The organism is Halorussus gelatinilyticus (genome assembly GCF_023238445.1).
Classification (GTDB): domain Archaea; phylum Halobacteriota; class Halobacteria; order Halobacteriales; family Haladaptataceae; genus Halorussus; species Halorussus gelatinilyticus.
The window spans coordinates 1,469,477-1,484,211 of record NZ_CP096658.1 but is presented as its reverse complement, the minus strand read 5'-3'; the positions used below and the strand labels follow the sequence as shown (position 1 = coordinate 1,484,211).

Genomic DNA, 14,735 nt, shown 5'->3' with positions numbered 1-14,735 from the left:
TTCTACCCTACGCCTCGGCTTCCGCCAGCGCCGCCACCGCGATCTCCATCTCGACGCCTTCCACGTCCCACGTCTTCCGATAGCCGTCCTCCACGTCGCCGACCTCGTCGGCGCGGACCTCCTCGCGCACGAGGTCCATGTGCGATTCTACGAGGTCGGCCACGCGGTCGTCGGCGATACCGAGTTCGAGGCGGACGCGCTCCTCGATGTCTAAGTCCATCTCCTTGCGCATCTCTTGGACGCGCCGGATGACCTCGCGGGCGTACCCCTCGCTCTCGATGTCCTCGGTGAGTTCCGTATCGACGTAGACGACGCCGTGCTGGTCGCCGTCGGTGTCGAAGCCGACGCCGGTGACGCCATCGGGCGTCTGGGTGACGAACTCGACCATCTCGTCGGTCAGGTCGGCGTCCATACCGGTCTCCTCGGCGACCGCGGCTTCGAGCGCGGCGAGGGTCGGCTCCGCGACGCGGGCGTCGTTGAGCGCCTGCATGACCCGGCCCGCGTCGTCGCCGAACTCGGGACCGAGGAGGCTCATGTCGGCCTCGGCGCTGTAGTGGAGTTCGCCCCAGTCCTCGTCGGGACCGACGAGTTCGATGCCGCGGGCGTTGAGCCGGTCGGCCAGCAGGTCGCGGTGGCGCTCGACGGCCTCGACCGTGCGCTCGCCGTCGGCCGTGACCACGACGCGCGTGACGGGCCAGCGGAGCTTGCGCTCGGCCTGCTGACGGGCGTTCGACCCCGCCTCCTCGATGGCCCGGAGAAGACCGACGTCGGTCTCCAGTTGGGCGTCCTGCCAGTACTCCTCGACCTCGGGCCAGTCGAGCATGTGGACCGTGTCGTGGCCCTCGTCGCCGGTGAGCGCGCCGTAAATCTCCTCGGTGACGAACGGCGCGTAGGGCGCGAGCAGGGCGACGACCGTCGTCAGCACCTCGTAGAAGGTGGCGTAGGCCGCCAGCTTCGAGGCGCTGTCGTCCTCTTCCCACATGCGCTCGCGGACCACTTGGATGTAGAACCGCGAAACGTCCTCGACCACGAAGTTCAGGAGGACGTCGAGCGCCTTGTCCTGCCGGTAGTCCTCCCAGTGGTCGGTCATCTCCGCGACGACTGACTGGAGGCGCGCGAGGACCCACTCGTCCACGAGTTCGAGGTCCTCGTCCACGTCCTCCAGCGTGGTCTCGTCCGGGTCGAAGTCGTCGAGGCGCATGTACGGGAGCGGGAACCGGAACACGTTCCAGAGGATGTTGAGGTCCCGCTGCATCTCGCTGGTCTCGTCGTACGAGAAGCGCATGTCCTCGCCCTGCGGGTTCGACGAGAGCAGGAACATCCGCATCGGGTCGGTGCCGTACTCCTCGATGACCTCGTGGGGGTCAACGAGGATGCCCTTGGACTTGGACATACCGCGGCCGTCCGGCATGTTGGCGTAGCCGTGCATCAGGACCTCGTCGTACGGGATTTCGCCGACGGCGGCGGTCCCCATGCCGAGTTGCGACCAGAACCACCCGCGGGTCTGGTCGTGGGCCTCCATGATGAGGTCGGCGGGCCACAGTTCCTCGAACTGCTCGTCGTTTTCGGGGTAGTCGAGGGTGCCCCACGAGGCGACCGACGAGTCGAGCCACACGTCGAACACGTCGCCGACGCGGGTGTAAGTCGTGCCGTCCTCGGTGATGGTCAACTCGTCCACCGTGCCCTTGTGGAGGTCCACGCTCTCGGGGTCTACGTCTTGGTCCACTTTCTCGGCGAGTTCCTCACGGGTGCCGACGACGATGACGTCGTCCATGCTCCCGTCCCAGTCTTCCGGCGTCCAGATGGGAATCGGGATGCCCCAGTAGCGCTGGCGCGAGACGTTCCAGTCCGGCGCGTCCTCCACGAAGTCCCGGAAGCGGTTGTCCCGTGCCCATTCGGGGTGCCACTCGCTGTCCTCGATGTTGTCGAGGAGTTGGTCCTTCACGTCGGTGATGGTGATGAACCACTGGTCGGTGACGATTTGAATGATGCCGGTGTCACACCGCCAGCAGTGGCCGTAGCTGTGAGTGGTGGTGCCCGACGAGAGCATCAGGCCGGCGTCTTCGAGGTCGGCGATGATCTCCTCGTCGGCGTCCTTGACGTACTGCCCGGCGTACTTCCCGGCCGACTCGTCGTACACGCCGTCGCTCCCGACCGGACAGAAGATGTCCAGTCCGAGTTCGCGGCCGCGCTCGAAGTCCTCCTCACCGTGGCCCGGCGCGGAGTGGACGAGACCGGTGCGGTCAACCTCCACGTAGTCGGCGGTGTAGACCTGTAGTGCGTCCTCGCCGTCGGCGTGGTCGGGAACCTCCTCGCGGAGCGGATGGTCGTACTTCCAGCCGACCATCTCCTCGCCCGCGACCTCGCCCTCGATTTCGTAGTCGTCGTAGCGGCCCTTCTTCAGGACCTCCTCGACGCATCCGTCCGCGAGGTAGAGGACTTCCTCGTCGCCGTCCTTCGTGGCCCGGACCCGCTGGTAGGTCACGTCGCCGTCCACCGCGACGAAGGTGTTGGCGGGGACGGTCCACGGGGTCGTCGTCCAGATGACGAGGTAGCCCTCCTCGTCGCTCGCGGCTTCACCGCTCGCACGTTCCGAGGACTCGCTTCGCTCGTCCTCGCGCAGCGGGAACTTGACGTAGATGGAGGGGTCCTCGACGTCCTCGTACTCGACTTCGTTGTTGGCGATGGCGGTCTCACAGCGCGGGCACTGGGAGATAGAACGCTGGCCCTGCTCGACGAGACCCTTCTCGTGGGCCTGCTCGAAGCCCCACCACGCCGCCTCCATGTACTCGGGGTTGACCGTCTTGTACGGGTCGTCCCAGTCCATCCAGACGCCGAACGACTGGAAGTCCGACTGGAGACCCTCCAACTGCTCTTCGGCGTACTGCTTGCACTCCTCGATGAAGTTCTCCTCGCCGAACTCCTCGATGTCCTTCTTGTTCTCGAAGCCCAGTCGCTCCTCGACCCTCGTCTCGATGGGCAGGCCGTGCATGTCGTAGCCCGGCCGGTCGGTCACGTCGTAGCCCTGCATCCGGAGATACCGGATGTAAGCGTCCTTCAGCGTCTTGTTCCACGTCGTACCCATGTGGGCCGCGCCGGAGGTGTACGGCGGCCCGTCAACGAAGAAGAACGTCTCTTCGTCCGCGCGATGCTCCTTCGCTTTCTCGTAGGCGTCTACCTCGTCCCAGTAGTCGAACACCCGGTCTTCGACCTCGTGGGGTTCGTACTGGTCGTCGACCTCACCGAACCTGCTCATACCTGTCCTGTGCTTCTACTGAGTTAAATCGGGTTCGGTTGTGCAGTTTCGTCTGCAAGCGCTCCCGAGGGGACCCGCTTGCTCCCGGCGACCCCCGCACTGTTTTTACGCCCACCTTCGTAGTCGGCCACATGGCCGCGACGCCCTACGAGCGTCTCCGAGAGAACGCGACCGAGGTGGTGAGCATGCTGGTCACGGGCATCTGGCTCGCGGCGATGTTCACCGGACAGGACTGGTGGCTCGCCGCGTTGCTGTTCGGTTACGTCGTCGTGGTGCCGGTCGTCTCGCTCCTGTTCGGCGTCGAGGAAGACGAAAACGAGTGGTGGGACGACCGGGCCGACGACCTCTCGGTAGACGACGCCGCGACCGACGACGCCGACGAGCAACGCGACGCGCTGGAGACGCTCAGAGACCGATACGCCCGCGGGGAACTCACCGACGAGCAGTTCGAGCGGAAACTGGAGCGACTCCTCGACACCGAGACGCTGGAGGACGTGGAGGACCGCGCTCGCGCCCGCGAAGAGGAGACGGAGACGGAGTCGTTCGAGCGGTCGTCGTGACCGGCCAGCGGACAACCGGAATCCGTCCTCAGAGTACGTCGTGGAGCTGCCAGAGCGTGGACGCTTCGTACGTCGGAGAGAGGCCGTCCTCAGGGTCGGAGTGTTCCTCACGTCGCAGGAGTACGGAGTCGATGCCGGCGTTGTCGGCCGCCTCGACGTCGACCGAGCGGTCGCCGACGTACAGGGCGGTTTCGGCGTCGAGCGCCTCCATCGCGGTCTCGACGTTGTGCGGGTCGGGTTTGCGGCGTTCGAGGCCCGACGGCGTGAATGGACAGCCGCGTACCGTCTCGAACAAGTCGGTCAGGTCGAACCGCCGCAGGAGGAACGAGAGCACGCGCGGGTGGTTGTCGCTGACGATGCCCAGCGAGTAGTCCAGTTCCCGAATCGCGGCGACGTCGTCGTACAGCGAACGCACCCCCGACCGAATCTCCGACAGTTGTGCGCGAACGCCTTCTCGGGCGGCCTCCGTGCAGAAAGTGTCGCGCTCGACTCCGGCCTCCCGACAGCGCTCGGTGATAGACGAGAGGTTGCCCTTGAAGAAATCCGCGACCACCGTCTCCGGCGGGGCGGACAGTTCGAATCGCCGCTGGACGCGTCGCATCGCGTCCGTCATAGTCGCTCGGTCGGGCATCTCTACGATGACGCCATCACAGTCGAACAGTACCGCGTCGTAGCTCATCGTGACCGAATGGTATCGCGTTCGGTCGTAAAACGCTATCCGCTGGGAGGTGTTCAGGGGGTGAGTGCTGTTCGGGGGGTGGACGACACGTACCGAAACAGGCAAGTGTCACTCCGCTGGCAACGAATCATGGACAGTCCCCCGGAAGCCGCATTGGAGCGACTGGGATTTCTGACCGCATCTCCGAATCGCTACCGGCTCCTCGGAGCGCTCTCGGAGGACGCGGCGTCCGCGGACGCGCTCGGCGAGCAGTTGGACCTCCCGCGGTCGACCCTCCAACGAAACCTCACCGCCCTCCGAGAGCAGGGATACGTCTCCCACATCGTCACGGAAAACCGGTACGAGATCACCGTCGCGGGAGAACTCGCGTTCGAAGCGGTCGAAGACGCACTCTCGACGGTCACCCTCGCAGCGTCGCTCGGCCCCTTCTTCGAGCGATTCCCGACCGAACTTCCCGTCGGTACGGACGCGCTGATCGAGTGCGATATAACCGTCTCGACGACCGACACGCCGTTCGAACCGCTCTATCACGTCCGGCGAAACGTACTCGACGCGACCGATGTTCGGGGGTTCGTGCCGACTATCAATCCTCTCTACCTCGACACGCTCCGAGAGTGCGTCGACGAGGACCTGCAGGTCGAAGTCGTCGCACCGCCGACCGCCTACGAATCGCCGACTCCCGACTACGACGAGACGCTCGACGCGCTCGAAACGTCGGGCAACGTCGTGTTACACGAGTCGAATGCGGTTCCGGAGTACGCACTCGGAATCGTGGACGAGACGGTCTTCCTCGGGGCGTTCGACGAGCGGATGCGTACTCATTCGGTGTTAGCGGCACCGTCACAACCCGACCTCCTGACGTGGGCCGAAGAGAAATACGACGAGGTTAGTACCGCCGCGACGCCCCGGTGAGGAACGTCGACCGACGACCGAGACTACGCGTCGAGGAGTGCTATCCGACCCGAGCCTCAAAATTGATACGCCGCGCCCCCGAAAAGGCCGAACACAGCCATGAGCCGAGACGACTGCATCTTCTGTCAAATCGTCGATGGTGACATCCCGAGTCGCAAAGTCTTCGAGGACGACACCGCGATGGCGTTCCTCGACGCGAACCCCCTCGCGCCGGGCCACACGCTCGTCATCCCGAAGGACCATTACGAGACGCTCGAAGACACGCCCGAGGACGTCGCCGCGCACGTCTTCGGCGCGGTCCACCGCCTGAATACCGCGGTCGAACACGCCGTGGACGCCGACGGCACCAACGTTGCGTTCAACAACGGCGAGGCCGCCGGCCAAGAGGTTCCGCACGTCCACGGCCACATCATCCCGCGGTTCGACGGCGACGGCGGCAACCCCATCCACGCCGTCGCGGGGAAGCGCCCCGACCTCACCGAGGAGGAACTGGACGATATCGCCGAGGAGATTCACACCCAGCGCGACTGAGGACCGTCTCGGAACGGACCAAGCGTACCCTTTTATACCAGACGGGAACAATCTGATAGCAATGACGCGTTCGACTGCCGCGCTCGTCGGTGCGACCGGCGGCGCTGGCACGACTCGACTCGCCGTCGAACTCGGCGCGACGCTCGTACGGGACGGCCGCGAAGTCGCCGTCCTCGACGCCGACTTCGCCACCGAGGGACTGGCACGCCACCTCTCGGGCCGCATCGACCCCGACGTGACGACCCTGCTCACCGAGGACGGAACGCTCGCCGACGGACTGCGGGAGCATCCCGCGACCGCCGACCTCGCGGGCCGACTCGAACTCTGTCCGGCGCGCGGCCCGTTCGAGCGACTGGCCCGCGCGAAGACCGCCGACGCCGCCCAGCGATTCGAGCAACTGCTCGCCGAGGCCGCGAACAGGTTCGACCACGTGCTGGTGGACGCGCCGCCAGTCGCCGCGAATCAGGCCGTCGCGGCGGTGACGAGTGCGGAGCGGGTCGCAGTGGTCGCGCCAGCGAGCGAGCGCGGCGTGGACGCGGTCCAGCGCACCCGCGGGCGCGTGACGGACGTGGGCGCGAACGTGGACGCCGTGGTCGCCACTCGCGCCGGCCCCGAGCATCCGCTCCGGAGCGCCGACGCCGCGGTGCCGACGAGCGACGCGACGACCGTCGCGGACGTGCCCGCGAGCGCGCCCGACCCCGAAACGACGTTCGCGCCCGCCGTTGCGCACGCCGCGGAAGTCGTCTTCGACGCCGAGTTGGGTCTGGAGTTCGAGGAGGCCGGACTGTTCGACGTGGAGGTCGGCGAGTTCGTCCCCGACGCGCTCTCCTGAGCGCTCGAACTGGGTGGCGTGTCCGAGTCGTAGTCCTCGACGGCGTCGGTCGGCATTTACAACTTTTCATCTAGTGAATAAATTTAAATTATTCTTCTATATTTTATTATATATCTAAAATTAGTTTTATTATGTTTTCGGGAGATTCGGCTAACAGGAGGTGACAGACAATGATTAGCATCCTTCCGTTCGGCGCCTGTGGCGTCTTCGAGTGCGTCCCGCACAAAGGCTAAGCGTCGCAGTTACAGTGACGTCCTGCACCGGCCTCAAACCAAATCCGTTACCGTGCTTCTCGCGTCCGCGAGCGCGTCTCGACTCGCATCGTCGCACATCGTCCGGAACCCGGAGACGACTTCCCGCGCACCGTCGAGCGGTTCGTGGGTCTCGACGAACGCCGCCAGCGCGAACTCCGTCTCGTTCGCGCCCGCGAGTTCGCGGGCCTCGGTCCGGGAGAGGTCGGCCGCGAGCCAGTCGCGCAGAATCTCGTGAGCGCGCGGCGTCAGCGGCGAGACGCCCTCGCACCCGAGGAGATGGAGCGTCTTCGCCGCGGTAATCGGGGCGACGCCCGCCGCGTGCGCGCCGTCGCCGACCGACTCGCCCGCGGTGTGAGCCTCGACGATTTCGGCCGCGGAGGTCGCGTCGCAGGGCAGGTCGTCGGCGAACTCCGCGAGGCGCTCTCGGAGGGAGTCCTCCGTGGCGTCCACCGACGCGACGCCGCGGTCGCGTTGCTCGGCGGTGACTTCCAGTCCGTCGGCGATGTCCGAGAGCGTCACGTCCGAACGTTCTCCCGGCATCGACTTAAACGTCGGCGACGGGTATCGAATCTGATAACCGTTCGAGACCGGGAACCTATCGGTTACCGGTAGGCTCTCGGCGTCCGCGTCCGTCGTTTCGGCCCGAATCGGCCTTTCTTTAAATAGTATTTCGGGCAAAGTTTCGACTGTGATGAGCAAAGCACACCCACCTTCCCGAGCGTGCCCGGAATGCGACGGCCGACTGACCCCCGACGGCGGCGAGACCGTCTGTGACGACTGCGGACTCGTGGTCTCGGAGGACCGCATCGACCGCGGTCCCGAGTGGCGGTCGTTCGCGGACGACGACACGCAGAAAGAGCGGACCGGCGCACCCCTCACGCGGTCGCGCCACGACCGCGGCCTGACGACCGAAATCGGCCACGACAGCGACCTCCGGTTGACGGGGCGCAAGCGGCGACGCGTCGCTCGGATGCGCAAGCACCACGACAGAGCGAAGATCGGGTCGAAGACCGAGCGCAATCAGGTGTACGCCTTCACCGAGATTCGGCGGCTGGTGAGTTCGCTCGACCTCTCGAAGAACGTCCGGGACCGCGCCTGCGTGCTGTTCGAGTCGGCCCAGTCCGAGGACCTGCTCCGGGGTCGGTCGCTGGAGGGGTTCACCGCCGCGGTGGTGTACGCGACCTGTCGGACCGCCTCGGTCTCGCGCACGCTGGACGAGGTGCTGGACGTGGCGCGGGCGACCCGGAGCGAACTCAAGTCCGCCTACGACGTGATGAACACCGAACTCGGCCTGCCAACCGGTCCCATCGACCCCAAGCAGTACCTGCCGCGGTTCGCCAGCAGACTCGACCTGCCGACCGCCGTGGAGCGCGAGGCCGCCGAACTGGTCGAGGAGGGCCACGAGCGGAACCTGATTTCGGGCCGGAACCCCGGCGGATTCGCGGCGGCGTGCCTGTACGCCGCCGCGCGGGAGACGCGCCACCGAATGACCCAGCGAGAGGCCGCAGCGGTGGCCGACGTGACGGCGGTGACGCTCCGGTCGGCGTACAAGGACCTCCAGGACTGACGACTCGGAGCGAAGCGACGACGCTCGGTCGAAACGCTACCGAACCGACGACCGCGAATCGAGCGCCGGACGCGACTCTTCTGCGAGTTTCTCGAACCGCTTCGCGGGTCGGCTCTCCGGCGCTATCTCCGACACCGGCGAGCCGTGGCGGTGCGCGCGCCGCACCCGGTCGTCGTCGGGAATCGCTACCACGGGGGCACCGAGCGCTCGCCGGACCTCCGCGGTCGGCGGGTCCTCGTCGGTCCGGTTCAGCGCGACGGCCGCGAGTCCCGCGTCGAGTTCGCGGGCGAGCGCGCGGGTCCGGAGCGCGTCGGCAAGCGCGAACTCCCGCGGCGCGGTGACGAGAACCGAGCAATCGGCCGCCAGCAGGCCCATCCCCACGTCGGCGGCCATGCCGGCGGGACAGTCCACGACGACCGACCCGTAGGTCTCTTCGACCGTCTCGACCGCCGCGACGAGGCGAGTCACGTCGCCGGCGCGCGCTCCGGCGAGGGTACGCCCGCAGGGGAGCAGTCGGACCAGGCCGTCCTCGCGGACCGCTTCGAGCGGGTCGGCCCGCCCGGCCAGCACGTCGTGGAGGTCCGGGCCGCGCCCGGCCGCGAGGTCGGCCATGGCGAGGTCGGCGTCCACGACCACGGCGTCGAGTCGCGCGCCGAGTTCGAGCGCGACGGTGGACTTGCCCACGCCGCCCTTCCCGCCAGCGACGGCCAGAATCACGACGACCGCCCCGAGCGGCGACGGAGCGCGTCGATTCGGTCCGCGACGGTCCCGACCGCGTTCCGGTCGGCGGGTCGGAGGTCCGGTCCGGACTCACGGGCGTCGGCATCTGCGCGCTCCTCGACAGCCGAGAGCCACGCTTCGACCGGTTCCGGGACCGACGAGTCGGTCTCCGACTCGTCGGGAACTAATGGGTCGGCGTCGGCGGCCGGGTCCGCCGCGGAGCGGGGTTCCGCGACGGGAACCGCGTCGGCGGGCGGCCGCGGGTCGCCGAGCGCTCTGACGACGCCCTCGGGCGTCTCCGCGTCGGCGAACGAACCGGTCTCGGTGCCGGATTCGGACGCGCCGGCGCGCTCGGTCCAGACGAGTTCTGCCGGCGGAGAAACGGCGGGTTCGTCGTCCCTCTCCGCAGTCACGGGACTCGCGTACCCGAGCGCCCGACGGTCGCGGGCCGCGACGACGCCCTCGAAACCGCCGTCGTCCCACCCCGCGGCGGGGACGCCTTCGCAACGCGGCGGCCAGACCGGTCCGTCGAGTCGGTTGCCGACCCGAACCCGGCGGGGCGCGTCGGTCGGGTTCCGGACGACCAGATTCACGAGCGCGATTCCCTCGCGCCGTTCGACGTGCGAATCGAGTTCGAGCATGGCCGTGGTTCGTCCCGTCTTCGGTGATAAAGGTGGACGTGAGTCGGGGCGCGTCGGGTCGATTCGCGTCCGTTCGCGGGCGCTCGCTTTCCGCCGAATCTCGGAGGCGTCCGGAAACCGCACCGACAGCCGAGACGCGAATGCAGATAGCTACACCAACTCCAGAGGTTACTATATATTTGTGAAACAAATATAGAACCACTCATACTCGGACCACGGGTGCGTCGAGCCACGCCGAAATCGCATCGACGCCCTCGAACGGCCCGACCCGAGCGACGGCGACCGGCGCGTCGAGGTCGGCCACGCGAGCGACCGCAAGCGCCGCTCCGACCGGCTCCGGAAGCGCCCCGTCGTCGGGAAGCGCCGCGAGAGCGTCCTCGAACCGACTGCGAACCTCGTCGGCCAGCGCCTCGCGCGCGCTCCGGCGGAGGTTCTCCGCGCGGTCCTCCAGTCGCAGTCGCTCTCGACGGCGCTCGCGGTCGGTGCGGGCCTGCTCGCGGGCGCGGGCCAGCGTCTGCTCGGCCGCGATGCGCTCGGTCTCGACCTCCGAGAGGCGGCGGGTCGCGTCGGCGAGGTCGGCCTCCGCGTCCGCGGCGTCGGCCTCCGCCTCGCGGAGCGCCCGCACGCGCCCCCGGACGGTAGCGACCTCCTCGCGCAACTCCTCGGCGGCGTCGCCGGTCTCGGCGACCCGGCGGCGGGCCGCGCGGAGGTCGATGGTCGGCGCGTCGATGGCGTCGAGGCGGTCCCGAACCTCGGCGAGTTCGTCGGCCTGCGGCGCGGTGTGACCCCGCGAGCGCGCGGCCGCGGCGAGCGCGGGCCGTCGAGACCACGCCATCCCGGCGCGAATCGCCCCGACGCGGGCGTGGGCCGGGCCGGGGGCCGGACAGTCTATCGACACCGCAGAAGCGGCCCCCTCGCCGCGAATCGCGTCGGCGATTTCGGTGACCGCGAAGTCGTACTCCCGGAGGTCGATGGCGCGCCCGGTTCGAGTCTCCCCGGCGATACGGACCCTCATAAGTCACTGTCGCGCATCGAATCGGCGTCGGGGTGGTCGGTCCCGACTGCGAACTTGGCGTAGGGCGTGCTCGCGTGTTCGCGGTCCTCGTAGGCCGCGGCGGCCTCGCGGACCGACTCGGGCACCTCCTCGAACTCGTTGAACGGTGCGGTTCGTTCGACCTGCACGTCGCCGGCGTGCTTCGCGCGGAGACGGAGCGCGAGGAACGCGCCGAGTTCGGTCGCCTCCAGCAGGGCGGCGCGGCCGAACCGCTGGACGACGGTCTCGTCGTGTCCGTTGCAGACGTTCCGGAGCGTCTGGCGCGCGGCCCGCGAGTACGTCACGACCAGTAACACGGGTGTAGCTTTCCGGTCGTTCAGATTTAAAAATTACCCTATCTTCTCCGAACGACCCACTCGTCGTCCTCGCGTTCGACCACCGTGTCGAACAGCGAGGTGAGCGTGCTGACCGTCTGCTGGTCGCACGCCTCCGGGTCGAGGTGGAAATGTGCGGTCACGTCGGCGGTGTCGAACCGCCCCGTCAGGACGTGGAGGAACTTGTAGACGGTCTGGAGGTCCGCGTACTGGAGCAGGGCCGTCAGCGAGTCGAAACACGCGACGGTGTCGGTACCGCTGTCGTCCCACTCTTTGAGGATTTCGCTGAGTCTGATACCGAGACCGGTGAGGTCGCCCGGATTCGAGAGCGGTTCGACCACGTCGTTGGTCGGGTCCGGTCCGCCGCTGTCGCCGACCGCCGCCGAGGCCGAGCGAGTCGTCTCGCCGACGCTGACGATGCGCGCGTTCCGAGGTCGCTCGTCCGTGCGGGACAACCAGTCGCGGATGCAGGTGTCGGGCGACCGGGAGTAGGTCACCCACAGGACGTTCTCGTCGGTCGTCCCCGTCGGCGTCAAGAGGTCGTGGCACGCGTCGTCTGTCGCCGAGTGAATCGACGGCGTCAGTAGCAGAACGCAGGCCCCTCGCTCTACGTCGGCGCGGAGTGGCTCGCTCTCGTCGTGGCCTTTGCTTCGCATTGTGATGTCCCGTGGCGTCTAGTTCGGCTGATTCGGTGTCTGAACGACTACTCCTACGGGAACCTACCTTATTTATTTTCCTTTGTGAACTGTCTAACTCGTTACGGTTTGTCCAGTTCTCGGAGGTCGAACGCCGACGAGTCGGCATCGACGCGGTCGGCCACGCGTTCGCGGGCCTGCGACGCCGACTCGGCGACCACGACGACGCCCGCCGCCTCGTCGGTGCCCGAGGCGCGGTAGACTGACAATTCCTCGTCCTCGAACTCGGTGGCGTAGGTCCGGAGGACGTTCACGACGCGGCGCTCGGTCGCCGCGAGGTCGGCTTCGCCCGACTCGAAGTCGGCCAGCGCGTCCTCGACGTTTCGGAGGGCGGAGATGCGGTCCATCCTACGTCGTCCGGAGGTGGTCGGTCGAAGGCTCGTACACCTCGCCTTTCTGTTTCAGTTTGTCTATCTCGTGTTCGGCCTTCGAGTGGTCGAGACCGATCTCCTCGGCGCGGTCCAACACCACGTCCACCGGCGCGCCCTCGTCGTACTCTTCCTCGACGTCGCCGATGAGTTGCTTGATGTCCTTGATGCGGTCGCGCTGGGACTTCGAGGTCCCGGTCTCGACCACGTCGGCGTCGAACTGCCCGGTCTCGGGGTCCACGCCGATGTCTTGTAGGCAGGAGCGAGTAATTTCGACCGCGCGCTCGGCGTCCTGCTGTTCGACCTCGTCGGAGAGGCGGACGCGCGCGCTGGCCTCCGAGAGGCGGACCAGCGCCTCCAGTTTCCGGGCCGTCACCGGGACGGGTGCGTCCTCGTCGGCCCCTTTCGTCCGGAGGTCCACGTAGAAGTCCTCGATGGTCCGCTTTGCCTCCTCGGTCATCGTCGGGAAGCAACTGCGCTTGGCGTACGCGATGTACTTGCGCAGGAGGTCGGGGTCGATGGCCGGCGCGACCTCCTCGGTCTGGCTCTCGACCTGCTCCTCGGAGATGTTGGGCGCACTCATCTCCGTCCGCTGGGTGTTCAACTGCCCGGCGTAGTTGGTCTGGATGATGTGCTGAGCGAGGCGTTTGTCGTGCTCCTCGTCGGGCTGGTCGGTGACGGTGAAGATGAGGTCGAACCGCGATATCAGTGCGGGTTCGAGGTCTATCTGCTCGCCGATGGATTCGTACTGGTCGAACCGGCCGTACTTGGGGTTCGCCGCGCCCAGCAGCGAACACCGGGACTTGAGCGTCGCGTTGATGCCCGCTTTCGAGACCGAAATCTTCTGCTGTTCGAGCGCCTCGTGCATGGCCGAGCGGTCGTCCGCGGCCATCTTGTCGAGCTCGTCCACCGCCGCGATGCCCTGGTCCGCGAGGACGAGCGCGCCGGCTTCGAGCGTCCACTGCTGGCCGTCGCCGAAGTCGTCGCGAACGGCGGCGGCAGTCAGGCCCGCGCTGGAACTACCCTTGCCGGAGGTGTAGACGGAGCGCGGCGCGATGTTCTGGACGTACGAAATCATCTGGGACTTACCCGTACCGGGGTCCCCGATGAGGAGCATGTGCAGGTCGCCGCGAATCCGCGACTCGTCGGGCAGATGCTTCGTGACGCCGGAGAAGAGTTGGAGAATCATCGCCAACTTCTCCTCCTCGTAGCCGTAGATGGCCGGAGCCATCGAATCGACCATCTGCTCGTAGATGTCGTCCGACTGGGAGAGTTCGACGATCTCCTGTTTGTCCTCGTCGGTGATGTCCATCTCCTCGAACTGCTCGTCCTCGATAGTCACCGAGATGCCGTCCATGTAGACGTCGAAGACGGCGGACTTGTCCTGTCCGCTCCCCTGCTGTTCGAGGTGGAGGACGCCAGTGACCGTGACGTGGTCGCCCGGCGTCACCTCGCCGGTGATGTCGTCCTCAATGTGGACGTCGAGGCTCTGGGGCGTCTCCCCGCCCCGGAGTCCCTCGGGACTCTCCTGAACCCGGAGTTTCTGGGAGTCCACGAACTCCGACTGGTCGAAGTTTATCTGGAAGGGTCCCTGTCGCTCACACCCCTGACACTCGTGGGGTTCTTGGAAGTCGCCGCCGCTCTGGGGGATGTAGGTCAGCGTGCCGCATCGCTGGCACTCGAAGGCTGCCTCCTGGATCTTGGGTCGGACGTTGGTCGCCTTCCGGACGATGCCCTGCACGCTCACCATCGTGTTGACGTGCCGGGCGCGAATCTCCCGGATGTCGGTGCTCTCGTCCAGATTCTGGACGCGAACGTGGGCCTGCCCGAGGCTCACGTCCACCGGGAGGTCGTAGAGGCGAAGCGCCTCCTCGGCGTACTCCCGTAGCTGTTCGGGTTGCGAGAGGAAGTCGTCCGCGAGGTCCGAGTCGTAGCGATAGAGGTCGGTCCAGTCGATGGACAGCGAGCGCTGTTCGTTCGGGTAGTTCTGCGCGAGTCGCCCGATCTCGTCGCTGTAGTACCGCCGGTAGAACTGCTCGAAGTTGTCGATAAGCTCCGTATTCTCCGCGCGAGCCATTCAGCCAATTCGTAGTTCCTCCTCCGGTAAGAAGGTTCGTAAAGCGCGCTGAAAGTGAAGCGGGCGCGAAACCGCCGAACGCCTGTGGTGCGGGCACTCCTCGATATCCTCGGCCACCAGCGTCGGCCCGTCGCCGTGGTCGAGGAGGACATCGGCGTGTACCGAGTTGTCCTCGAACTGCTGTCGGTTGAGAACTTCGACGTCGAGGGGAAGCCCATCCGTGACTTCGGTTTCTTCGTAGTCCGACTCGGGGGCCGAGAGGAACCCCCGATACG

15 protein-coding genes are annotated in these 14,735 nt (G+C 66.9%); 5 read left to right on the top strand and 10 right to left on the bottom strand.

Translation table 11 applies throughout. The annotated features are described in order from the left end of the window. Positions 1 to 7 precede the first annotated feature (7 nt). Positions 8 to 3,256, bottom strand: a complete 3,249-nt coding sequence (gene ileS / locus M0R88_RS07715) for an isoleucine--tRNA ligase (RefSeq protein WP_248656358.1) — start codon at positions 3,254 to 3,256, stop codon at positions 8 to 10. 131 nt (positions 3,257 to 3,387) lie between these two features. On the opposite strand from ileS, the gene M0R88_RS07710 reads away from it, so the two are divergent. Further along, a complete protein-coding gene (locus M0R88_RS07710) occupies positions 3,388 to 3,816 on the top strand; it encodes an SHOCT domain-containing protein (protein WP_248656357.1) in 429 nt (142 codons plus the stop codon). 28 nt (positions 3,817 to 3,844) lie between these two features. Here M0R88_RS07710 and M0R88_RS07705 read toward each other — a convergent pair whose 3' ends face one another. Then, positions 3,845 to 4,495, bottom strand: coding sequence for an HAD family hydrolase (locus M0R88_RS07705; protein WP_248656356.1), 651 nt, complete (start codon positions 4,493 to 4,495; stop codon positions 3,845 to 3,847). Between the two features lie 129 nt (positions 4,496 to 4,624). Between M0R88_RS07705 and M0R88_RS07700 the strand changes: the two genes are divergently transcribed. The 3 genes from M0R88_RS07700 (at position 4,625) to M0R88_RS07690 (ending at position 6,770) form a co-directional block, all read left to right on the top strand. Beyond that, on the top strand, positions 4,625 to 5,407 hold the full coding sequence (locus M0R88_RS07700) for a helix-turn-helix transcriptional regulator (RefSeq protein WP_248656355.1): 783 nt from the start codon (positions 4,625 to 4,627) through the stop codon (positions 5,405 to 5,407). A 99-nt stretch (positions 5,408 to 5,506) separates the two neighbouring features. Next, positions 5,507 to 5,938, top strand: coding sequence for an HIT family protein (locus M0R88_RS07695; protein WP_248656354.1), 432 nt, complete (start codon positions 5,507 to 5,509; stop codon positions 5,936 to 5,938). 61 nt (positions 5,939 to 5,999) lie between these two features. Then, a complete protein-coding gene (locus M0R88_RS07690; RefSeq protein ID WP_248656353.1) occupies positions 6,000 to 6,770 on the top strand; it encodes an AAA family ATPase in 771 nt (256 codons plus the stop codon). A gap of 266 nt (positions 6,771 to 7,036) precedes the next feature. Here the strand turns inward: M0R88_RS07690 and M0R88_RS07685 are convergent, their stop codons facing one another. Then, positions 7,037 to 7,543 (bottom strand): DUF7858 family protein, encoded by a 507-nt coding sequence (locus M0R88_RS07685; RefSeq protein WP_248656685.1) that lies wholly within the window; start codon positions 7,541 to 7,543, stop codon positions 7,037 to 7,039. Between the two features lie 172 nt (positions 7,544 to 7,715). Between M0R88_RS07685 and M0R88_RS07680 the strand changes: the two genes are divergently transcribed. Next, complete coding sequence (locus tag M0R88_RS07680; RefSeq protein ID WP_248656352.1) at positions 7,716 to 8,591, top strand: transcription initiation factor IIB; 876 nt, start codon at positions 7,716 to 7,718, stop codon at positions 8,589 to 8,591. A gap of 36 nt (positions 8,592 to 8,627) precedes the next feature. Here the strand turns inward: M0R88_RS07680 and M0R88_RS07675 are convergent, their stop codons facing one another. The 7 genes from M0R88_RS07675 to M0R88_RS07645 form a co-directional block, all read right to left on the bottom strand. Continuing rightward, positions 8,628 to 9,308, bottom strand: a complete 681-nt coding sequence (locus tag M0R88_RS07675) for a MinD/ParA family ATP-binding protein (protein WP_248656351.1) — start codon at positions 9,306 to 9,308, stop codon at positions 8,628 to 8,630. Further along, positions 9,305 to 9,952 (bottom strand): DUF7857 domain-containing protein, encoded by a 648-nt coding sequence (locus M0R88_RS07670; protein ID WP_248656350.1) that lies wholly within the window; start codon positions 9,950 to 9,952, stop codon positions 9,305 to 9,307. Before M0R88_RS07670 ends, M0R88_RS07675 begins: the two co-directional genes overlap by 4 nt. A gap of 202 nt (positions 9,953 to 10,154) precedes the next feature. Then, on the bottom strand, positions 10,155 to 10,967 hold the full coding sequence (locus tag M0R88_RS07665; RefSeq protein WP_248656349.1) for a DUF7856 family protein: 813 nt from the start codon (positions 10,965 to 10,967) through the stop codon (positions 10,155 to 10,157). Continuing rightward, the gene (locus tag M0R88_RS07660; protein ID WP_248656348.1) at positions 10,964 to 11,302 is read right to left on the bottom strand and encodes a DUF7855 family protein; all 339 of its coding nucleotides are present in this window, start codon (positions 11,300 to 11,302) and stop codon (positions 10,964 to 10,966) included. Before M0R88_RS07660 ends, M0R88_RS07665 begins: the two co-directional genes overlap by 4 nt. Positions 11,303 to 11,340: 38 nt before the next feature. Then, entirely contained in the window at positions 11,341 to 11,976 is a 636-nt protein-coding gene (locus M0R88_RS07655; RefSeq protein ID WP_248656347.1) for a DUF7504 family protein, read from the bottom strand. Between the two features lie 101 nt (positions 11,977 to 12,077). Next, positions 12,078 to 12,362: a DUF7854 family protein gene (locus M0R88_RS07650; protein ID WP_248656346.1), complete on the bottom strand. Its 285-nt coding sequence runs from the start codon at positions 12,360 to 12,362 to the stop codon at positions 12,078 to 12,080. A gap of 1 nt (position 12,363) precedes the next feature. Next, entirely contained in the window at positions 12,364 to 14,460 is a 2,097-nt protein-coding gene (locus tag M0R88_RS07645; RefSeq protein WP_248656345.1) for a minichromosome maintenance protein MCM, read from the bottom strand. Positions 14,461 to 14,735 lie beyond the last annotated feature (275 nt).